This is a genomic window from Mucilaginibacter sp., assembly GCF_028287845.1.
In the GTDB taxonomy this organism is placed as follows: domain Bacteria; phylum Bacteroidota; class Bacteroidia; order Sphingobacteriales; family Sphingobacteriaceae; genus Mucilaginibacter.
This window is the reverse complement of the sequence record NZ_JAQBOW010000009.1, coordinates 1-20,677: the sequence shown is the minus strand read 5'-3', so window position 1 is coordinate 20,677 and position 20,677 is coordinate 1. Positions and strand designations below refer to the sequence as shown.

Annotated in this window: 21 protein-coding genes; 7 read left to right on the top strand and 14 right to left on the bottom strand. The window is 41.3% G+C overall.

Features of this window, described 5'->3' with window-relative positions; translation table 11 throughout:
- Nucleotides 1-1,905, top strand: a 1,905-nt coding sequence (gene mfd, locus JWP71_RS00965) for a transcription-repair coupling factor (protein WP_299496073.1), incomplete at its 5' end; no start/stop codon positions are given.
- A 119-nt stretch (nt 1,906-2,024) separates the two neighbouring features.
- On the opposite strand, the gene hpt is transcribed toward mfd, so the two are convergent.
- The 4 genes from hpt to JWP71_RS00945 all read right to left on the bottom strand — a co-directional run bounded on the left by hpt (nt 2,025) and on the right by JWP71_RS00945 (nt 3,401).
- A complete protein-coding gene (gene hpt / locus JWP71_RS00960; RefSeq protein WP_299496072.1) occupies nt 2,025-2,564 on the bottom strand; it encodes a hypoxanthine phosphoribosyltransferase in 540 nt (179 codons plus the stop codon).
- A gap of 76 nt (nt 2,565-2,640) precedes the next feature.
- Entirely contained in the window at nt 2,641-2,856 is a 216-nt protein-coding gene (locus tag JWP71_RS00955; protein ID WP_299496069.1) for a hypothetical protein, read from the bottom strand.
- 57 nt (nt 2,857-2,913) lie between these two features.
- Complete coding sequence (locus JWP71_RS00950; RefSeq protein WP_299496066.1) at nt 2,914-3,201, bottom strand: PIN domain-containing protein; 288 nt, start codon at nt 3,199-3,201, stop codon at nt 2,914-2,916.
- Nucleotides 3,198-3,401, bottom strand: a complete 204-nt coding sequence (locus JWP71_RS00945; RefSeq protein WP_299496063.1) for a hypothetical protein — start codon at nt 3,399-3,401, stop codon at nt 3,198-3,200. Before JWP71_RS00945 ends, JWP71_RS00950 begins: the two co-directional genes overlap by 4 nt.
- Nucleotides 3,402-3,545: 144 nt before the next feature.
- Here JWP71_RS00945 and JWP71_RS00940 point away from each other — a divergent pair, with 144 nt between their 5' ends.
- Entirely contained in the window at nt 3,546-4,775 is a 1,230-nt protein-coding gene (locus tag JWP71_RS00940; RefSeq protein ID WP_299496061.1) for a pitrilysin family protein, read from the top strand.
- 18 nt (nt 4,776-4,793) lie between these two features.
- Nucleotides 4,794-5,366: a peptide deformylase gene (def, locus tag JWP71_RS00935; protein WP_299496059.1), complete on the top strand. Its 573-nt coding sequence runs from the start codon at nt 4,794-4,796 to the stop codon at nt 5,364-5,366.
- On the opposite strand, the gene JWP71_RS00930 is transcribed toward def, so the two are convergent.
- The 9 genes from JWP71_RS00930 to JWP71_RS00890 all read right to left on the bottom strand — a co-directional run bounded on the left by JWP71_RS00930 (nt 5,367) and on the right by JWP71_RS00890 (nt 14,623).
- On the bottom strand, nt 5,367-6,026 hold the full coding sequence (locus JWP71_RS00930; protein ID WP_299496057.1) for a hypothetical protein: 660 nt from the start codon (nt 6,024-6,026) through the stop codon (nt 5,367-5,369).
- A gap of 80 nt (nt 6,027-6,106) precedes the next feature.
- Nucleotides 6,107-6,385 (bottom strand): NifU family protein, encoded by a 279-nt coding sequence (locus JWP71_RS00925; RefSeq protein WP_299496055.1) that lies wholly within the window; start codon nt 6,383-6,385, stop codon nt 6,107-6,109.
- A gap of 100 nt (nt 6,386-6,485) precedes the next feature.
- Nucleotides 6,486-7,574 carry an Mrp/NBP35 family ATP-binding protein gene (locus tag JWP71_RS00920; RefSeq protein ID WP_299496052.1) on the bottom strand — a complete coding sequence of 363 codons (1,089 nt, stop codon included), beginning with the start codon at nt 7,572-7,574 and terminating at the stop codon, nt 6,486-6,488.
- Nucleotides 7,575-8,164: 590 nt separating this feature from the next.
- Nucleotides 8,165-9,076: a hypothetical protein gene (locus JWP71_RS00915; protein ID WP_299496049.1), complete on the bottom strand. Its 912-nt coding sequence runs from the start codon at nt 9,074-9,076 to the stop codon at nt 8,165-8,167.
- Nucleotides 9,076-10,197, bottom strand: coding sequence for a DUF3696 domain-containing protein (locus tag JWP71_RS00910; protein ID WP_299496046.1), 1,122 nt, complete (start codon nt 10,195-10,197; stop codon nt 9,076-9,078). Before JWP71_RS00910 ends, JWP71_RS00915 begins: the two co-directional genes overlap by 1 nt.
- Nucleotides 10,190-11,827 carry a DUF262 domain-containing protein gene (locus JWP71_RS00905; RefSeq protein ID WP_299496043.1) on the bottom strand — a complete coding sequence of 546 codons (1,638 nt, stop codon included), beginning with the start codon at nt 11,825-11,827 and terminating at the stop codon, nt 10,190-10,192. The genes JWP71_RS00910 and JWP71_RS00905 overlap by 8 nt, the downstream gene beginning before the upstream one ends.
- Nucleotides 11,828-11,863: 36 nt before the next feature.
- Nucleotides 11,864-12,841, bottom strand: a complete 978-nt coding sequence (locus tag JWP71_RS00900) for an HNH endonuclease (RefSeq protein WP_299496041.1) — start codon at nt 12,839-12,841, stop codon at nt 11,864-11,866.
- On the bottom strand, nt 12,841-14,076 hold the full coding sequence (gene dcm / locus JWP71_RS00895; RefSeq protein WP_299496038.1) for a DNA (cytosine-5-)-methyltransferase: 1,236 nt from the start codon (nt 14,074-14,076) through the stop codon (nt 12,841-12,843). The genes JWP71_RS00900 and dcm overlap by 1 nt, the downstream gene beginning before the upstream one ends.
- Before the next feature lie 130 nt (nt 14,077-14,206).
- The gene (locus tag JWP71_RS00890) at nt 14,207-14,623 is read right to left on the bottom strand and encodes a very short patch repair endonuclease (RefSeq protein WP_299496036.1); all 417 of its coding nucleotides are present in this window, start codon (nt 14,621-14,623) and stop codon (nt 14,207-14,209) included.
- A gap of 324 nt (nt 14,624-14,947) precedes the next feature.
- Between JWP71_RS00890 and JWP71_RS00885 the strand changes: the two genes are divergently transcribed.
- The 4 genes from JWP71_RS00885 to JWP71_RS00870 all read left to right on the top strand — a co-directional run bounded on the left by JWP71_RS00885 (nt 14,948) and on the right by JWP71_RS00870 (nt 20,237).
- A complete protein-coding gene (locus JWP71_RS00885) occupies nt 14,948-15,142 on the top strand; it encodes a hypothetical protein (protein WP_299496034.1) in 195 nt (64 codons plus the stop codon).
- 1,641 nt (nt 15,143-16,783) lie between these two features.
- A complete protein-coding gene (locus JWP71_RS00880) occupies nt 16,784-19,015 on the top strand; it encodes a transglycosylase domain-containing protein (protein ID WP_299496032.1) in 2,232 nt (743 codons plus the stop codon).
- Nucleotides 19,016-19,085: 70 nt separating this feature from the next.
- Nucleotides 19,086-19,715: an NAD(P)H-dependent oxidoreductase gene (locus tag JWP71_RS00875; protein ID WP_299496030.1), complete on the top strand. Its 630-nt coding sequence runs from the start codon at nt 19,086-19,088 to the stop codon at nt 19,713-19,715.
- 156 nt (nt 19,716-19,871) lie between these two features.
- Entirely contained in the window at nt 19,872-20,237 is a 366-nt protein-coding gene (locus tag JWP71_RS00870; protein WP_299496028.1) for a response regulator, read from the top strand.
- Here the strand turns inward: JWP71_RS00870 and JWP71_RS00865 are convergent.
- Nucleotides 20,234-20,677 (bottom strand): LytTR family DNA-binding domain-containing protein (locus tag JWP71_RS00865; RefSeq protein ID WP_299496026.1); only part of this gene is annotated, 444 nt, incomplete at its 5' end. The two genes, JWP71_RS00870 and JWP71_RS00865, sit on opposite strands and share 4 nt — an antisense overlap.

Sequence of the window (20,677 nt, the reverse complement as noted above, 5' to 3'; positions counted from 1 at the left end):
AATTCGCTTAACCGCATATCTAAATACAGCGGCAAGGAGGGTTCTGTACCCCGGATGAATAAACTGGGTACCGATACGTGGGAAAAACTCAAGAAGACAACAAAAAAAAAAGTTAAAGACATAGCCCGCGATCTGATAAAGCTTTATGCTGTCCGTAAATCGCAGGTGGGCAACTCGTTTTCGCCGGATAGCTATTTGCAAACCGAGCTGGAGGCCTCCTTTATTTACGAGGATACCCCCGACCAGGAAAAAGCCACCAACGATTTTAAAAAAGACATGCAAGCGCCGCATCCTATGGATAGGTTGATATGCGGGGATGTAGGCTTTGGCAAAACCGAAGTAGCCATCCGCGCGGCGTTTAAGGCCGTTGCCGATAGCAAGCAGGTGGCTATTTTAGTACCGACAACCATTTTAGCGGCCCAGCATTATAAAACGTTCAGCGAGCGCTTAAAAGGCTTCCCTTGTAACATTGATTACGTTAACCGCTTTAAATCCAGTAAGCAGATAAAAGAGACTTTAGAAAAACTGAAGGATGGCAAGGTTGATATCATCATCGGCACACACCGTTTGGTGAGTAAAGATGTAAAGTTTAAGGACCTGGGCCTTATGATTATTGACGAGGAGCAGAAATTTGGCGTAAGCACCAAAGAGAAGTTGAAGCAAATGCGTGCCAATGTGGATACGCTTACGCTTACCGCTACACCAATACCGCGCACACTGCATTTTTCGCTGATGGGCGCGCGCGATTTGTCCATTATATCAACCCCGCCGCCAAACCGACAGCCGGTAGTTACCGAGCTGCATGTATTTAATGATAAGCTGATAAAAGATGCCGTTGAGTTTGAGCTGGAACGCGGCGGCCAGGTATTCTTTATCCATAACCGGGTTAATGATTTGCCCCAACTGGGTGGCATGATCCATAAACTGGTGCCGGGTGCAAGGGTGGGTATTGCTCACGGGCAATTAGAGGGCGACGCGTTGGAAGATGTGATGCTGAAATTCGTTAATAACGAGTACGATGTGCTGGTGGCTACTACCATTATTGAGGCCGGTTTGGATATACCCAACGCCAATACTATTATCATCAATCACGCGCACATGTTTGGCCTGAGCGATCTGCACCAGATGCGGGGCCGTGTTGGGCGAAGTAATAAAAAGGCGTATTGTTATTTGTTGAGTCCGCCACTATCTACACTTACCAATGAAGCGCGCAAACGGTTAAGCGCTATTGAAGAATTTTCTGACCTGGGCAGCGGTTTTAATGTGGCTATGCGCGACCTCGACATCCGCGGCAGCGGAAACCTTTTAGGCGCCGAGCAAAGCGGTTTTATTGCCGAGATTGGTTTTGAGATGTACCATAAAATTTTGGATGAAGCCATTCATGAGCTAAAGGATGCTGAGTTTAAGGGCCTGTTCCCGGATGATAAACCACGACCGTTCATCGCCTTTACCCAGATAGATACCGACCTGGAAATACTGATACCCAACGAATATGTAACCAGCTTATCAGAGCGGTATAATTTATATTCTGACCTGTCTAAACTGGAAAACGAGGCTGAGCTGCAAGCCTTCCAGCAACAGTTGCATGACCGCTTTGGCCCGATACCACCACAGGTAAATGACCTGCTAAATACCATGCGCTTGCAATGGCTGGGTAAGAGTATTGGCTTTGAGAAGATCTCGCTTAAAAAAGGCGTGTTGCGCGGCTACTTTATCACTAACCAGCAATCTGCTTATTTTGAAACCGCGGCTTTCCGCAATGTGCTGCTATTTGTACAAGCCAACCCACGCCGCACTAATTTAAAGGAGGTGAAAAACACCCTGCGTTTAAGCATTGAGGGCGTGATGGGGATTAATGAGGCTGTGGAGTTATTGGGTGGGATGTTGGAAGAAGTGGGGGTTTAATCACCTAAAACTTGTCATCCTGAGCGATAGCGAAGGATCTTCTCAACGCGATAAGTACAACGCTTGCCTGTCTATTATATAAGATCCTTCGCTATCGCTCAGGATGACAAAAGGAATTGCTACACCACCCTCTTATAAATCCCATCCAAATTCCTTCCCAATTCCATATAATCTAAACCATACCCCACCACAAACTCGTTAGGTATCCGGAAGGCAATATGTTTCAGTTCTTTAATACTGTATTCAATAGCATCAGGCTTTAGCAGCAGGGCGCATACGGTTATGGAAGCCGGTTTACGGTGACTTAGTTTGGCGACTAAATAGTCGAGCGTGTGGCCGGTGTCAACAATATCTTCAACCAGTATTACGTGGCGGTTAGCAATATCAACCAGCAAATCAAAATCATCGCTTATGCGGCGTGTGGTGGTTACGCCGCCGTGATAGGATGACAACTTGGTAAACGCTACCTCGCAAGGTACGTTGATCCGTTTTACCAGATCGGCCATAAACATAAAGCAGCCGTTTAGCACGCCAACAAATATGGGGGCCTTATCTGCATATTCTTCGTTTAGCTGCGCGGCAATTTCTTTGGTACGGGCTTGTATAGCCTCGCCGGAGATAAGCGGTTCAAATTCCAGGTCGGCAATTTTTATGTTCATGATAAGGAAAGTATTTGTGGTTGTTTAATACGTGTCCGTCCGGTAGGTTACCGAACAGTTATAAACGGGCGGACGGTTAATTATTAGTTTCTTCGCGCCTGTTATTTAACCATGCACCCACCCATACCCTGATATAGTAAAGTGTAAATATAATAAGCGCAGCCATTAAAACCTTATCAAATATTGGATAGTACGCCAGGTATTTATCAGGGAAAACCAATTTTACCAACAGCTTAGCGCCAAATATTACCAGCAATACAAGTGATGCTACCGGATATTTTCCAATCTTCATTATTTTAAATTTTTACTAAGGTAATAAATGTAATTATTTAAGCAATGTCATTGTGGCTTACGCCGATAGGGAGCTGTTAGTTTTTTGCCAGATCTCGCCGGGAATTAAAGATTCATTTATAAAATGTATTCTTGATGCGATTTGAAAATAAGAATTGCTTAGTTCTTCTTCAGATAGTTTGGAGATTTTCTTAAGTTTCGCCCAATGATTTTGAATTTCATGCCGCATATAATCACAGCTATAAAAATCAAGAACCTTACCGGAATTCATAAGCAGGTCACCAATGGAGCCATTGGTGTTTAGTATTGCACTGAAAATAATATTGGTATCAACTATTATTTTCACTTGTCAAACTTGTCGCCATTTTTAGACCACCAGCCCCTTTTTACTTCCGTAGCTAATTTGTCAACAGCATCTTGCGTTGCTTGTGATTTTGATGTGGCTTCTTTGTAGGTCAGATAATCAACAAGTTTCTGCAAGCCCTCAGTGTTCACATACGATGGGAGCCTGATTATTACTTCGTCTTTTGTACGTTCAATTACCATTGCTTTTCTGATATATTCAAATATAGCAAATTGTTCTTAAATAATTTGTTTACTACTACCTGTCCGTCCACTTCCATTGCAACCAAATGCCAGACATCGGACAACGGGAATACCTGCTTAAATCCCTATCTTTGCCCCCCAATGATGGATTATCAGCTCTACACCCTATCCAACGGCATCCGGATAATGTACAAATATGCACCATCGGCAATAACGCATTGCTGCCTGTTGGTTAATGCCGGCTCGCGCGATGAGCAGGATAATAAAGAGGGCCTGGCACATTTTATAGAGCATCTGTTATTCAAAGAAACCGAGCGCCGCAACACCAATCAGATACTAAACCGCCTGGAACTGGTAGGTGCCGACCTGAACGCTTATACCACCAAGGAATATACCTGCATCCACGCATCGCTTTTAAACCCTTATTTAGAGCGTACCATTGATTTGTTTGAGGATATAGTGTTCCATTCTACCTTCCCCGAAGATGAGCTGGAAAAAGAACGTGGCGTAATACAGGATGAGATAGCCTCCTACCTCGATTTGCCCGAAGAAGCCATACAGGATGATTTTGAGGAACTACTATTTAAAGATCACCCCATAGGGAAAAACGTATTAGGCACTACCGAAACAGTGGGCATATTAAGCCGGGACGATATGAAGCAATTCATAACTACCAATTATAATACAGATGAAATTGTATTTGCTGTTTTTGGCGATTATAATTTTAAAAAGGTAATTAAACTGGCTGATAAATACTTTGGCAACATCGCTCCAAATCATAATAAAAAAATAAGGGTAACGCCCTGTCACAATATTAGCGGTCACCATGTTATCCATAAGCCCATATCACAAACGCATTGCGTTATTGGCAACCAGGCTTATTCTTCATCGCACGATAAAAAAACGGGGCTGCTGCTATTAAATAACCTGTTAGGCGGCATGGGCATGAGCAACCGCTTAAACCTGGAGATACGAGAGAAACATGGTATTGCCTACACCATCGAATCAAACTATACACCCCTAACCGATACCGGCATCTTTTCCATTTATTTTGGTACCGATACAGAGAAGGCAGATAAAGCAACCCGATTAGTACATAAAGAATTAAAGAAACTGCGCGAGCAAAAGCTGGGTACACTGCAACTACATCAAACCAAACAAAAGTTTATAGGGCAAATAGCTTTGGCCGAAGAGAACCGTATGAGTCTGATCATATCTATGGCTAAAAGTTTGATCGACTTTAATTATGTGGATACGCTGCCGCAGATATTTGAAAAAATTAACAAAGTTACTGCCGATGAATTGTTAACCATAAGCAATGAAATATTCGACGAAAGTAAAATGATAACCCTGCTATTTGAGCCTAAAGAATAAACCCGTAATTTTGTAAGTATGAAATTTCCAATTATAGCATATGGCGACCCGGTTCTGCGCAGAAAAGCGCCCTCTATTGAGCCTGCCGAATATCCGCATATAAAACAACTGGCTGATGATTTGTTCGAGACCATGTATGCTGCCCGTGGTGTTGGTTTGGCTGCCCCGCAGGTTGGCCTGTCTATGCGTTTGTTTGTAATTGATGCTTCTGTTTTTGATGATGAAGAACCTGAACTAAAAAACTTTAAAAAGGTATTCATTAACGCCTGTATTTTGGAAGAAACAGGTGAAGAATGGACGTTTAACGAAGGCTGTTTAAGTATACCCGACATTAGAGAAGATGTTTCACGCAAGCCAGTAATAAAAATGTCATACTATGATGAAGACTGGAAGCATCACGAAGAAACTTTCTCTGGCATGGCTGCACGCATTATTGAGCATGAGTATGACCATATAGAAGGTAAACTATTTACTGATAAACTTAGTCCGCTGCGCAGGCGTTTGTTAGAAAAAAGGTTAAACGATATATCGAGAGGGATAGTAGATGTAGAATACAAGATGAAGTTTCCTGCTGCTAAAAAAGCGCGATAATTATTTCGAGTTATCGCCGGCAGTAATCTCCCTTATCAAACTACCCCAGGCAAACGGATTCAACAACGGGTTAGTTATAGAGTGCGAATTTACAATGCTGTTATGCATATCCTCTACGCTAAAGCTCTCTGCCCCGCTGCGCGGTAAAGAGGCCTCGAGGGCATGAATAGATGTCGAGCTTAAATTCTTACGGGCAATCTCCAGGTCATCATCCGCAATTTTCATAGATAAGAAATCTTTCCTGAACTCATCCGTAGTGGCCCATGGGAACACCCGGAAAACCGGCAGATTAACTATCTCTGGTTTAAGCATTATCTCCATCACCAAACTTTTATTAACCACATTAGCCGGAATAACAACCGTTACCGGTTTATAACCCACGCTGCTAAAGCGTATGGTATCCTGCTCATGCGCCACGAAAGAGAAATAACCCTCGTAGTTAGCTATATAAACTTGCTTGTGTGTGGTAACATTGGTAACGTTTACGTAAGGCACAATAACCCGGGCGCTATCGGCATTATGGGTAACACCGGTAAACTGCACCAATGGCTTCTCGGCCGTTTGCGCGAATACCGTTACGGTACAAAATAAAAACAATATGCCAATCAGGTATTTCATTGTGCGGTTAAGCTTCTTCTCTATATCTATAATTACTATCAACGGGTAAAAATAGTTTTTAGTTTTTAAACAACATAGTATTGCCAGTATGTCAACTGTAATTTAACAATACTTAACATTGGTTAGCGCAAGTTTTCTGGCAACACCGCGTTCGGGTCGTCAATATCTGTTAGGTTTATGGCCTCTATGCCGGTAATTTCGGGCACAGCTTTTTGTATGGCCTGTTCAATACCCGCTTTAAGCGTCATGATGCTCATGGGGCATGAACCGCACGAACCCAGTAACTTTATCCTCACTACATTTTCAGGAGTGATCTCCTCTACCGATACATTGCCCCCATCTGTTTCCAGATACGGCCTTATCGTGTCCAACGCTGCTTCCACCCTTTCTAATAAACTCATTTTTACTAATTTATAAGTAAAGTTATTAATTATTTATAATATTTTCATTGCTTTTGATTGCTTTTCAATGGTAATGAAGCTATCATGGGCATATCTATTTTTATGGCTGGCCCATGATGGTCTTTGATAACACCAATGCATTATTGATAGATACCTGCTGCGCCACGCGGTTTGCCATCTCGGTAAAGGCGTGCACCATCAGCTCATTCTCTTCGGATATGATGATGGGCGTGCCCGCGTCGCCGCTGTCGCTTATGCTTTTTATCAGGGGTATCTCGCCTAAAAACGGAACTTCCAACTGCTCGGCCAGCCTTTTGCCGCCGCCCTGCCCGAAGATGTAATATTTATTATGCGGCAGCTCGGCAGGGGTAAAGTAGGCCATGTTCTCTACTATGCCCAGCAGCGGTACGTTTATGCTCTCCATTAAAAACATACCTATACCCTTTTTAGCATCAGCCAGGGCAACGGCCTGTGGCGTGGTAACTATAACCGCGCCCGTAACCGGGAACGACTGCGTTACCGTAATATGTATATCGCCGGTACCAGGTGGCAGGTCTACTACCAGGTAGTCAAGCTCGCCCCAATCGGCATCATTAAATAATTGTTTAACGGCGGTTGATACCATTGGTCCGCGCCATGGCACGGGTTGATTGGGGTCTGTAAAGAACCCTATGGATAGCAATTTAATGCCGAACTTCTCGATAGGCTCAATACGCGTTTTGCCATCCACATTGCGGGATTGGGGGCGCACGCCCTCCAGGCCGAACATAATAGGAATACTCGGACCATAAATATCAGCATCTATCAGCCCTACTTTGGCGCCGCTTTTGGCCAGGCCCAGGGCCAGGTTAACCGCCACGGTGCTTTTACCAACCCCACCCTTACCCGATGCTACCGCTATAATGTTCTTCACCCCCGGCACACCGGTATTCTTCTGCGTGGTAACGCGCGAGGTCATGTGTACCGTAACCTCAATTTCTTTGCTGATGAAGTGGCCTATAGCATTACGGCAGGCATTCTCTATCAATGCTTTAAGGGGGCAGGCAGGCGTGGTTAGTATAACCGAAAAACTTAACCGGTTACCATCAATCACAATATCCTGTATCATGTTTAGGGTAACCAGGTCTTTTTTCAGGTCCGGTTCTTCCACGTTGCTTAGCGCCTGTAGTACTTGCTCTTTGGTTATCATCGCGTTGTATAAGTTAACAAAATTACAAAAACGGCGGGAAGTAGTGTCATGGTAATGCTTTTTTGGTGGAGGGAGGTTGGCGTGATATGTTTTACGTTGGTGAGATACAAAGCGCGTTAAGAAACTCACCAACTTACAAGTCGCTAATCTTTAATCTTCAATCACCAATCTTTAAAAGCGGGCGTTGCCTGCGGCCCGCGCTGTACGCTCATACGGCACAGGCGTTAAGCGCAAGATGGCCGGTATCCGCTGCCATCGCTAACGCGGGGTACGCTGAACCTTGATTAGCAGGATTAAATGATTACAAGATTAGTTTGTTACACATTTTGGTGTAACAAAATGTAACAAGTGAAACAAGATTTTGACTTAACCAATTAAAATACAGCTATTTGATAAAAAGTGATGTAACAAAATGTAACAACTTATTCGTCGGTGTTTTTATGGGTGATTGTTGGTTAATTTAGTGATAACCAAATTATTGTGATATAGATAATTTCTATAGGTGAAACAAGATGAAACGATACCGTTATCACCGGGTGAACATTGAAATAGGGGTGTCCCCATTGGGATAACCTAACAACAGCGAGGGATTACAAATGATTGCCAATGTGTCCTATTAATATTTTATTCTTTTCTATGTTGTATATCCCTTCATGGAAATATATTCTTCGATCATTTGAATACGAATTATCACCGGGGTAATTATCATTAAAGCAAAGTTTTAAATGCGGTTCGCAACATACATCAATATATTTACTATCGTCATTCAAAAAAGCAAAAGTAAAATCCTGTTTCCGTGCGGAATTTCCTTCCAACGATGCGTTTTCAGGAAAATTAGATGCAACGCTGAACTGCCGAAGCACTTCTGTTCTGTTCATGTTTCTAATTACGATTGAGCCAAATTTATCATTAAGAGCTGCAAGATGAAAAACAATAGTTTTTGGACAATTATGTAAAATCGTGCCAATTGTACCTTTATTTCTTTCATGAAAAAAAAGATCAGGGAAATAAATTTTGCATTCATCAATAAAGAAAATAGGATTTTTTGGGTAAAGTCCGAGGAAGTGTCTTCGGAAATCATACCACCCTTGTAATGAATATATAATCTGATAGTCCTGTTCAATTTTTGGAATTTCCTCAAAGGCAATCAATCCATGGCAGATATCTTCACTATGCTCGGGTAATAATATATTAATTATGTCTGCTGTCGTGTATTCAGCATTTGCGGACTCCATTATTATAGTTTTCAGTGCATTATAAACATCCCGATCTATATTTTCTTTTGCAACTTCGGGATTATAGAGTAATTCGCCGACAGTAAGGCCATTAACAAAAACAACATTGTAGATATCAGAATGAACATAGAGATGATTATCTGCTTTGTATTTACGGATTTGGATACAATCCTGCGACAATGCTTTTATTTTGAATTCAAGTTCCTCAATAGTAAAGTTACTATTGTTTACAAACGATTCCGGAATTATGAATAATTCGGCAATCATTATTTACGGGTCAGCTTAAAAATTTCAGACAAGTCAATCTCCTGCTGATCAAAAAAACCAGCGGGCCAGTTCGCTATTTTTCCGTTTGCATCAGGTATTAATTTTTCAGGAATAAATTCTTCATCAAAATATTGAATAGAAACATCCTCCGCACTTAATTTTATATTAGGGTTTAACGCGGAAACTCTGATTCCATTTAAGATATGTTCGCTATGAGATTCTATAAATACCTGTACGCCGCAGGATGCAACTTTCGAAAAGAATTCCATAATCCTGGCTTGTGCTCTTGGATGAAGATGAGCTTCCGGATTTTCTACAATTACAGTTTCTCCGGGTTTAGCTATCAATCCTGTAACAATTAAAGGCAATATGTAACTGTAGCCAAACCCCACATTAGTAGGCTTATAGCTGTAAGAATTACTTTTGTTATTAATTAACAGGGATAAAACACTACTGGATTGCTCCTTACCCTCAATGCTTATTTTGGCTCCTTCCAATATATAACCAAGCCATTCCTGAGTTTGCTGAAGAACAGAATTTGATTCCTTACCTAGATACAGCACATCATTAACAGATGTTAGATTATCATTAGCCAAAATATTTATAGTGTATTCGCCCCTGGGTCCAACATTCAGAAATTTCGGCAGATTTAATTTTTCAGAAAATTTTACAGGCCCTAATCGGTTCGCGCTGATATAATGAACTTTAGTCAAATGTTGAAAAAAACAATCCTGACGTTCCTGCAAATGTTCCATTTCAGTTGGCGTTATTACGAAACCTTTTGTATCAGCAATTAAAGTATCCTGCTCATTCTCGTTAAAACTTGTAACGGCTACAAAGGCAGGATCATCAAACTTAAAAGCAAAAACTATATCACTTCCTCTCGGCGTATCGCTATTTTTTATATCGTTAAAATTTCCCAGTTCAACCAGCCCCCCATTTATCAGCAATTCAGGAATTTCAGAACGTGATTTTATAGACTGGGAAACGATTAATATTGATTGCAGAATAGTTGATTTACCGCGTCCATTTATCCCGGTCAGCAGATTCATTTTAGAAAACCCGAAAACATTTGTGCTTTGAAAACACTTGAAATTCGTTATATGTAACTCGCTAATCATTTGTTCCCTGGTTTAATATAATTTCTGCTTGAGTAAATCTATCAAAAACGTGTGCTTTGCTACTGGTAGAAGTTGTTACCGCATCTTTGAATTTAGAGTCTCTTATCAGTGTGAAATAATTATCGTACATGACTTTTTTATTTGTTTCTAAAAAGGCATCCGACTTGAACGAAATATATCGACCTACAGATTCAAGAATTGCTGTATTAATTGTACCTCTAGTGTATTCGGTCGGGATCCTGAAATTCTCTCGTTCCCATATTTTATAACTCCATTCCATTGTTCTTATGAAATCGGCTTTCATTCCAGCAATGCGAAGATCATCCATTTGATTGATTGATCGCATTGATATTTCCAGGAAATCGCTCATGTCTCCCTTATAGTCATTTTCAAAATCAAACCATCTGAAAGACAGATAACGAAGTACTACTTCCCGGTCTTTCATCCTGTTATCCCTAACTCCCCACCAAATTGCCTCTTTGAATTCCTCTTTTGCTGAAAGTTCCTTTAATAGTCTAGTTGATTTACCTATAAATATGCAATTTCTTACTTCCTGCCTGTTCAATTGTGTACCGCCGGTATTTATTCTGTTAAAAAGGTCATAAATAACCACCATAGGGGTAGATGGCTTCAAAACAAATACTGTCAGCTTTTTGTCCTCGAACTTAGACCGGAGCATCTCAGGCAAATCCTCAAAATACAAACCATTATATTTTGGCAGGGCTTTGATGCCGGTTAACGGATATTCTCCCTTGTAAAAATCTCGTATTGTAGTGGTTCTTTGTAAACCATCAATGACAATAAATTTATTATCCTTTGTTTGGTTTAAGTAAATTGGTGGTAAAGGAAAGTTAAGTATTATCGATTCTATAAACTGACTTTTCTGAAAATCACTCCATATTTGATTTCTTTGAAAATCGGGCTGAATATTGATTCTGTCCTTATCTAACTGGCGTAGGTATTCAAATACAGAGTATGGTTCTTCACCAATTTCTATATCTGTATATGCCGGATCATAAGGATATAGTCCGCCGTTGTCTACTTCATCTTCTTTTTCAACATCAGAGTCCTTTTCAATTTCCTTCGTAGGTAACTCGCATGAGATTTTAAAATAATACAGCAATTCCCCTGTGTCACTACTCAATTTCTTGATAGAAATATAGGTAATGTTGGGTAACGCAAGTTTCCTTATTAAATCATAGTTAGATTCACCTTCACTAATATCAGGATGCTTCGCATAAAGCCTGGGATCATTGGCAGCTCTGTTGTCATGTTCGCGAAGTACAAAAAAAAGATAATCGTCTAAAGGTAATATTTCATTATACCGAGTAGTCCATAGTTCGGAAAATCTGTCGGCTGACCTGTATTCCTGTGAGGGATTATCGTATTCTGGTTTTAGCTCTTGCATCAGCCGTAATAGATCCTGTTTCAGCAAAAAGCAATTTGCCCGGAATTGTGAACCGCCAAAAAAACTGTATTTTTCTAAATCATTCTTGCTTCCGATGTGCCATTCCCAGGCACCGGCACCGGTACCTAGTTTATTATCTGTACTGGTAAAGGAATCTTTAGAACTTATACGTTCAATTGAGTCGATTTCAGTATATACCGTTCCGTTTATTGAATAATCCATATTATAATTTGAATCCGACGGGTATCTTAACGTACACTAAGCTTTAAAAACATTTGCGCGGTGATAATGTAAATATAATTCTCTTCCTTCAACTGGCAGTAAATTAAATTTTTTATCGTCGGCAATATTAAGCTTCGAGCATGTCATTTTAGAAAGCCATGGTGATACCAGCATCCGTTTATCATCCGTAAAGGTAATGAAACCCCTGTCAAAGAGAAAGTCATAAGTCGGAGTGAACATAAAGCCGTTTTTAGGGTCGGTTTTTTCATGGTCGGGTGAGGCAACCCATGGTTTGATATGGCTAGCGATAAGTAGTCTGTCATCTGAAACCAATGTAATTGGACAAAACGGACATTCGTTTAATAAAGCTTTCCTGTATTTTCCCTGACCAATCCTTGCATATTGAATCTGCTTTTTCTCTTCATCAGGTATTGGCTCTGCTTCAACTTTTTCCTCTTCAATTCTGATCTCACCCGGATGTTGGGCATCGCCAAAATAATCAACAAAAAGTCGAAAATAATAAACTATGCTTTTATCATTCGATTTGAGCTTAATTGCTGATAGGTATGTAATAAAGGGGAGGGATAATTCTCTTATCAGATCGTATGCAGGATCGTCAGATTTAACATAGATTCTTGATCCCGTTATTTGGGTTTGTTCTTTAAGATTAAACCACAAGACAGGTGGAAGCAACGCTATAGACGCTACTCGTTGTTGCCAATAGTGCGGCATTTCATCTTTATGCCGATAGGGTTGTTGCGGGGTTTTATATTCTGCTTCCGCATCCTTAAGATATTGTTCAAGGTCTTTTTTTAAAAGAAAACAGCGATCTTCAAAGCCGGCAGTCCCAAAAAAATTTCTTACCTCAGTGTTATCATTTCCAACATAAAATTTTGCTTCCCCATTTCCCGTCATGATTTTATTGCTCCTTTTTACAAAAGAATCAGCAACGGTCATTTTCTCCCGGGTATCTATAATTTCATAATTAGCATTATTAACGTTTATTGATGCCATTACTCTCCAAACTTAGTAATATCCATCTCTTTCAATATTGCAATCAAAACATCAACAATAATACTATTGCCTGCTTGTCTATACATCTGAGTATCACTTACATCAATTTTAAAATCGTCGCGAAATCCCATTAATCTTAAACATTCACGAGGTGTTAGTTTTCTTATACGCCCCATATGTGTAACATAATTATCTACACCCGCCCTATGCATTTTATGCATTGATTGAAGAAGAGGTCTGGCTACTTCCAAATCGGTTTTGGTACTTGTTCGGAAATTTTTTGTTCCTCCGGCAAGTACGTAATCACGTACCTTGTCAGACAGATAATACTTTTCTTCAACCGCATTTACATCAAAAAGAAATTCATCAAAATTAGCCACATCAAATTCAGGCTCAAATACAAAGTCGCCATGCCAGTTAAATTGTTGATTAGCCTTCTGACAAAGTGCAATATCCCCATTTATTTGGGTGTATCTTTTCATTTTGTTTTTTGTGCTGGTCACAAATTTCACTCCTTTTTCTCTCAAATAATATTTTGTATCTGTGTAGTCTTCTAAAAAATCCTGCATAGTGTGTTCTAAAATTATTTTCTCAGGAAATTTGAAATCCACTTTATGATCAAGAAAACCAACAACAAAAATTCTTTCTCTGTGTTGAGGCATTCCATAATCTTTTCCATTCAATAATTTAGAATGTGTCTTATACCCCAATTCCTTAAAGACATCTTGTACCACAGTCCAGGTCCTGCCATTATCATGATTAGTTAGGCCTTTAACATTTTCGTATATAAAAACTTTGGGTTTAACATCCTTAACAATTCGCGCAAAATCATAAAATAACGTACCCCTGATATCCTCTAGCCCCAAGCGTTTTCCTACCATTGAGAATGCCTGACAGGGGCTTCCGCCAACCAATAAGTCTACCTTTTTTTTATACTTTTTTGCATTAAATTCAGTGACATCATTATTCCAATCTCCCTTATCTATATCATAATTAGCCAAATAGCTTTTCTTTACATGCGGATCTATATCACTGGCAAATGTGATAGATGTTTTAAGATTCAATCTGTGTAAAGCATGTTCAATTGCTCCTATCCCGCTGAATAAGGTGCCAATTTTAATGACTGCATTAGAATTAGAAAAGGGCTTGTTAAGCCAATTATCTTCATTTGAAATAACAGATAATTTAGGGTAAAAAGCTGGTTGTTCAACTTCTATAGCTTGTTTTAAAGGCATGGTAAGTTTTATATTTGATAACAAATATAAAGTTCTTAACCAAAAAACCAGAATTTTTAGCAATTATTTTTCAACAAACTAAAAATTCTGGCAATTATTTTTAGCATTTCAAAATCGTTTGCTATTTTATTTAGCTTTGTTTTAAGTCCAAAAGGTTGGTTAATGTACTATCAATTATGTTTTTCTTTAATTCACACTCCCAAATATTTAAAATCTTCCATTCCTGTTTTATTAACAATTCGGTTGTCTTTTTATCATTAATTATGTTAGTATTTATTTTATTCAACCACCACTCCGTTCTCGTCTTCGGTACTACATAATATTTACATCCCTCATGCCCATGCCAAAAGCAGCCATGTATAAAAATTACGGTTTTGTATTTGGGTAATACAATGTCGGGCTTGCCGGGCAAATCTTTTACGTGCAGGCGGTAACGGAAACCGTTTTTGTGCAGAAACTGCCGTACCAGCATTTCGGGTTTGGTATTCTTACTCTTAATCCGCGACATATTGTAGCTGCGGGTTTCTTTGCTGTGCACATCTGCCATAATACAATAACGGTAAATTTAGCTATTTGATTTGCACGTTCAGAAACACACCCCTTCCCCCTCTCAAGAGGGGAATCGCACAGCCCGCCAGCTTTCTTGAGTTCCCCATCCCCAACCCATCAAAACAAATCCCCCCTTTCAATCATTTATCCATTTATGATAACAGTAATCGGAATATTTGCAGACCCAGCCCTCGCCGAGCAGGCCGGCGACTACCTATTAGCCAACGAGTTTGAAAGCGAAAACGTAGACCTGCACACCGCTGGCGACAGTGTAGCCGAAACGGACCGCGTAGGTAACTTCTTCGGCCATCTGTATGACGACGTGGCCGAGGCCAGTCATTACGCCTCGCTGGGCCGCAATGGCACCATTGTAACCGTCCACGCCGCCTCTACCCGCGAAGCGCAGGAAGCCGTGGATGTATTTAATAATCACGGCGCCATGGAGGTTAATGCCGATGAGGGTCGTAGTTTAACGGTTAACCAGGTGGTGGAGGAGAAGCATCGTTTGAAGGGTTAGAGGTTGAAAATTGGTGATTGGGGCTTAGCGCAGTTCGGGACTGAGGGAGTAAGGGCATTCTTTAGCTTATCATTTTAACTAACAGCACGCATATTGTAAGCATCCACCCGCTCAATCGCCGCGGGAAAGGCTTTGTATACTGTTTATCATTTTAACTAACAGCACGCATATTGTAAGCTATCGCCGCGGGAAGGCTTTGTATACCGTTTATCATTTTAACTAACAGTACGCATATTGTAAGCATCCACCCGCTCAATCGACACGGGAAAGGCTTTGTATGCTGTTTATCATTTTAACTAACAGCACGCATATTGTAAGCATCCACCCGCTCAATCGCCGCGGGAAAGGCTGTTACTTTTGTCTGTGATACAAAAGTAACCAAAAGATCAAGTCAGCCCAATCGCTGCCACTACACAGGCCAGACTCCCGGCCGCGTGGGCTGACAGGCCACCGCTTCTTTTTTCTTTTCACATTAATATGAAAATTGTTGACCAATTGAGCAAAGCGTCAGCAAATAAGCTTCGGGTGAAAGCAGGAAAAATAAGTTGGCCTGTGGGCGGGAGAGGCATAGCAACTTTTTGCCCGGGTAATGGCCCTCGCGAGATATGGAGCAAAAATATTGCAGCCTGTGATTTTTCCTGATTTGCAGGGCAAAGGCCTTGTGCGCAAAGAAGCCTTTTTGCTGACTTGATTTTTTGTTACTTTTTCATCAAGGAAAAAGTAATAAGCCTTTAATATGTAAATTGTTGGTAGGTTGCTGTGTCGCTGTTGCGTAGCGTTGTAACTTATCGCTTGATGACGCTCTTGGCCGCTAAGGCCCAGTTACTTTTGTCTTGATACAAAAGTAACCAAAAACTGAGCGTAGCGACCTCATGAATACCCATAAAAAAACAAACAATAGATGAATAAATCAAGTCAGCCCAATCGCTGCCACTACACAGGCCATACTCCCGGCCGCGTGGGCTGACAACCCAACGCTTCTTTTTTATTGTTCACAATTACCAAAATGTTGGTGCCAACCAAAGCGTCAGCAAATAAGCTTCGGGGTGAAAGCAGGAAAAACTGGTGGCCAATGCGCATTGGGAGGGGCATAGCGTCTTTTTGCCCGGGGAATGGCCCTTGCGAGACATGGAGCAAAATTATGCAGCCCGTGGTTTTTCCTGATTTGCAGGGCAACGGCCTTGTGCGCAAAGAAGCCTCTTTGCTGACTTGATTTTTTGTTCTTTTCATCAAGGAAAAGAACAAAGCCTTCCCGCGGCGATTGAGCGGGTGGATGCCCAAACCAGGCGTACAGCCAATTTATTGAATGAACTCGCAGAGATCGCCAAGCTAACGTTCACATAACACCGTGGGGCGTTTTGCGTTAGCGATGGCAGCGGATACCGGCCCCGCGACTAAGGCCAGCGCAGTATGAGCGTACAGCGCGGGCCAAAGGCAACGCCCCGAACACACCCCTGCCACTACACAGGCTGACGCGCCCCCTCTCAAGAGGGGAGGTTTTTTACCTATCCCACACATCCGCAGGAAACATTTTACATATCCTAACGTTTGTAACCATACAATTTAGTTTAGTTTTGCTGTAGATGCGGAAAGCTGAAAAAGCCGAAAGACCAAGGCTGATTGCATGGTTGCTACTTATATATGAAAAAAACGAATAACTTGTTAAGTCGCCTCAACCCTAAGTATGTACGCATTGCGGGTATTGTTGTTGCTATATTCTTCGTTATCCTGCTTATTGGCGGGTACCTTATCTATAGCAAACGCGAGGCTATTTTACAGAGCGAAATTGCCAAAGCCAAAGCTAAGGCCATGAGTCTTTACCATTTGGATTTGCAAATCGAGTCGGCACATTTTACGGGGATTACCACCGTTAGCTGCCAAAATATTACCATAGTGCCCCAGCAGCGCGACAGCCTGCTAAGCATTAAGCATTTTGAGGTGAGCATTAAAATATGGCCCCTTATCTTCGGCAATATCAAGCTGGCCGATGTGGAGATGCAAAACGCGCACCTGAACCTTACGGATATTAAAGGGGTTAAGAATTTCGACTTTTTATTTAAGAAGAAAAAAGATTCGACCGCCACCCATACTAAGGTCGACCTGAGCGAGCTGAGCAACAACCTGATAAAAGAGGTGCTTTATAAAATACCCGATAATTTGGGGGTGGATAATTTCCTGATATCGTTTACCAATGATAGTACGCGGGTTAAGCTGCTCACCACCACTGCCAAGATTGATGACGGCGACCTTACATCGACCATAAAAGTTAATGATACTGTGGCCACCTGGCATTTTGCAGGCACCATGCACCCCAGCGATAAAGAGATTGACGTTAAGCTTTATGCCGATAAAGGCAAAGTTGAAATACCTTTTATTGAGAAGCGCTTTAAGGCCCGTGTTAATTTTGATAACCTAACCATACGCCTCAACAACGTTACCCACAGCAATGGCGAAACGCAGATTGCCACCTATTGCAGCGCGCATAACCTGCTGGTAAATCAGCCCGGGTTGGCGGCTAATGATATTGTGGTTCAGGATGGATCGATAGAAGCCAATGTTTTTGTGGGCACCAATTATGTGTCGTTAGATAGCTCGTCGGTTATTCATTTAAAGAAGCTGAGCGCGCATCCGTTTATAAAATACACGCTTAGCCCGGTTAAAATTTATGAGTTGAAGCTAACCACCGGCTGGCAAAACGCGCAGGATATTTTTGATTCTTTCCCTACGGGGATGTTCGAGACTTTCGATGGTATACAAGTTGCCGGTAAGCTTAACTACGGCTTAAACTTTTACGTGGACATGAGCAAGCCAGATGATTTACAGTTTGACTCGAGGATGGATAAAGACGCGGCGTTCCGCATTATAAAATACGGCAAAACCGATTTGGGCAAGCTAAACAAACCGTTTGTTTATACGCCTTATGAAAACGATAAACCCGTAAAGCCGCATACTATAGGGCCCGAAAACCCGGAGTATACGCCGTTGGAGGAAATGTCGCCCTACCTGCGCAACGCGGTAATGACTGCCGAGGACCCTACTTTTTATAAAAATCACGGGTTTGTAGAGAAAGCCATACGGCAATCTATCATCACCGATATTAAGGACCATAAATTTAAGCGCGGGGGTAGCACTATCTCCATGCAACTAGTTAAGAACTCGTTTTTAACCAGGCAGAAAACCCTGAGCCGGAAGATAGAGGAGATACTGATAGTATGGATGCTGGAGAACAACAACATCATGACCAAAGACCGCATGCTGGAAGTGTACTTTAACATTATAGAATGGGGGCCGGGCGTTTATGGCATTAGCGAGGCGGCTCACTATTATTTCGGCAAATCGCCAAGCGAGTTGACGTTGGGCGAGAGTATATTTTTAGCCAGTATAGTACCCAGGCCCAAAGCGGGTTTATATGCTTTCCTGCCGGATGGTAGCTTAAGGCCGGGACTGGAAAATTATTTTAATTCGCTGGGGCGGATGATGACCGGCAAGGGGTTTACGCAGGTAGACAGCAGTTCGTACGGATTTTATGCGGTGCGCTTAAAAGAGAGTATGCGCAGAAATGTTGCTCCGGTTGATTCGGCAGCAGCCAATAAAATGCTTAATGCACCTGTTGATGATGATCTTGGACTGCAATTGCCCATTATAGAGGAGCCGCAACCGGTAAAGAAACCTACATTTTTTCAAAGACTTTTTGGGAAGAAAGATACCGTAGTAAAGAAAACAGAGCAGCGTTTAATGGAGGAAGAGCAGCAACGATTGAACGCAATTGATACCGCGGGTAAAACCAAAAAACAGATACGCCAGGAAAAACGGGCCATAAAGCAGGAAGAAAAAGACCGCCGTAAAGCACTAAAAGACCAGGGTTTGTTATAATTACTTAGGGGTGACGCAATTAAATGTTATAACATTTAATTTTGCTTTGAATTAAATTGAAACAAAAATAATGTCACTTTTAAAACACCTTAACTGGCGCTACGCCACCAAAAAATTCGACAGCACTAAAAAACTAAGTGCAGAACAATTAGATACATTATTAGCTGCAGTGCAGCTATCGCCGTCATCAGCAGGGTTACAGCCGTATAAAGTTTTGGTTGTTACCGATCCGGAGATAAGGGCGCAATTACGCGAGGCCGCTCATGGTCAGCCGCAACTTACAGATGCATCAGCGGTAATTGTTTTCGCTGCCGAAACCAACCTGGACGAAGCTTATGTAACTAACTATATAGACCATATTGCTGCCACTCGCGGCATGGATAGAAGCAACCTTGAGGTTTTCGAACAAAACATTAAAACCAATATAGATCGCATGGCCGAGGACCAGAAAATTGTATGGAACCACAAGCAATGCTACATCGCTTTAGGTGTTTTACTTAGCGCAGCTGCCGAATTAGGTATTGACTCTTGCCCTATGGAGGGTTTTGCCGCCGGTAAGTTTGACGAAATATTAGGTTTAAAAGAATTAGGATTAGCCACTTCTGTAATAGCCCCTGTTGGTTTTAGGGCCGATGATGATATTTTTAGCAATGCCATCAAAGTGCGCAGGCCTGCAGAGGAATTGTTTATTCATATATAAACCACACGATATCCTCTTTTTTTAAAGGAGGATATTATGATTGGTTTAGTAGCGATGTGGTTGAAAAGCCGCATCGCTTTTTTATTGTGTAAAATTTTTTAACTAATTGTTAATATGGCACGGGCTTTGTAATATAACCAAACAAAATATAGCGCCATGTCTAAGAAAATATTAATTGTGGATGATGATGAGCTTGTGGTGGAAATAATGACATACATATTAATAAATAAAGGTTATGATGTTATTGCCCTTTACAATGGTGATGAAATATCGGAGCATATAAAAACCTGCCATCCTGATCTGATCATATTAGATATGATGCTGCCCGGAGCGGACGGACGCGATATTTGTAAAGAGATAAAGCTAAATAAAGACACCTGCAATCTGCCTGTGATTATGTGCTCGGGTAACGAGGATATAAAATTATTAATGCATCAGCAGGGCGCGCCAGATGATGTGCTGCACAAACCCTTTGATGTTACTTCACTGGTAAATATGATTGCACATCAGTTAGTTGCTTAGGTTAGTTTACCCGTCATGCGGGTAATTACATCTTTGTAGCTGTCGCTGAAGGGTATTTCTACATCGGCAATTTTTATTCTTCCCTTGCGGATGGAATGCACGTGCTCCAGGTTAACGATGTATGATTTATGCACCCTAAAAAACTCATCAACCGGCAGTTGGCTTTCTAATGATTTAATGGTAACTCTTGATATGATAGCCTTTGGTGCACTGGCCAGATAAATTTTTACGTAATCTTTCAACCCTTCAATATAAGTTATATCATCGTGGTTTACTTTGATAAGGTTATAATCGGCATATAAAAAAATGTATTTTTTCCGCTTCGCGGGATCGGCTTCGGCAACCCGTTTAGATTGTTCGAATATTGTTGTGGCTTTATTGCAAGCCTTTAAAAATCGTTCTAAGGCAACGGGTTTAAGCAAATAGTCAACCACGTCCAG

What these genes read in the sequence shown, in the direction of transcription:
- hpt (WP_299496072.1), bottom strand. Translation starts at nt 2,564, where the DNA reads ATGAACATAAAAATTGCCGACCTGGAATTTGAACCGCTTATCTCCGGC.
- JWP71_RS00955 (WP_299496069.1), bottom strand. Translation starts at nt 2,856, where the DNA reads ATGAAGATTGGAAAATATCCGGTAGCATCACTTGTATTGCTGGTAATA.
- JWP71_RS00945 (WP_299496063.1), bottom strand. Translation starts at nt 3,401, where the DNA reads ATGGTAATTGAACGTACAAAAGACGAAGTAATAATCAGGCTCCCATCG.
- JWP71_RS00940 (WP_299496061.1), top strand. Translation starts at nt 3,546, where the DNA reads ATGGATTATCAGCTCTACACCCTATCCAACGGCATCCGGATAATGTAC.
- def (WP_299496059.1), top strand. Translation starts at nt 4,794, where the DNA reads ATGAAATTTCCAATTATAGCATATGGCGACCCGGTTCTGCGCAGAAAA.
- JWP71_RS00925 (WP_299496055.1), bottom strand. Translation starts at nt 6,385, where the DNA reads ATGAGTTTATTAGAAAGGGTGGAAGCAGCGTTGGACACGATAAGGCCG.
- JWP71_RS00920 (WP_299496052.1), bottom strand. Translation starts at nt 7,574, where the DNA reads ATGATAACCAAAGAGCAAGTACTACAGGCGCTAAGCAACGTGGAAGAA.
- JWP71_RS00915 (WP_299496049.1), bottom strand. Translation starts at nt 9,076, where the DNA reads ATGATTGCCGAATTATTCATAATTCCGGAATCGTTTGTAAACAATAGT.
- JWP71_RS00910 (WP_299496046.1), bottom strand. Translation starts at nt 10,197, where the DNA reads ATGATTAGCGAGTTACATATAACGAATTTCAAGTGTTTTCAAAGCACA.
- JWP71_RS00905 (WP_299496043.1), bottom strand. Translation starts at nt 11,827, where the DNA reads ATGGATTATTCAATAAACGGAACGGTATATACTGAAATCGACTCAATT.
- JWP71_RS00900 (WP_299496041.1), bottom strand. Translation starts at nt 12,841, where the DNA reads ATGGCATCAATAAACGTTAATAATGCTAATTATGAAATTATAGATACC.
- dcm (WP_299496038.1), bottom strand. Translation starts at nt 14,076, where the DNA reads ATGCCTTTAAAACAAGCTATAGAAGTTGAACAACCAGCTTTTTACCCT.
- JWP71_RS00890 (WP_299496036.1), bottom strand. Translation starts at nt 14,623, where the DNA reads ATGGCAGATGTGCACAGCAAAGAAACCCGCAGCTACAATATGTCGCGG.
- JWP71_RS00880 (WP_299496032.1), top strand. Translation starts at nt 16,784, where the DNA reads ATGAAAAAAACGAATAACTTGTTAAGTCGCCTCAACCCTAAGTATGTA.
- JWP71_RS00875 (WP_299496030.1), top strand. Translation starts at nt 19,086, where the DNA reads ATGTCACTTTTAAAACACCTTAACTGGCGCTACGCCACCAAAAAATTC.
- JWP71_RS00870 (WP_299496028.1), top strand. Translation starts at nt 19,872, where the DNA reads ATGTCTAAGAAAATATTAATTGTGGATGATGATGAGCTTGTGGTGGAA.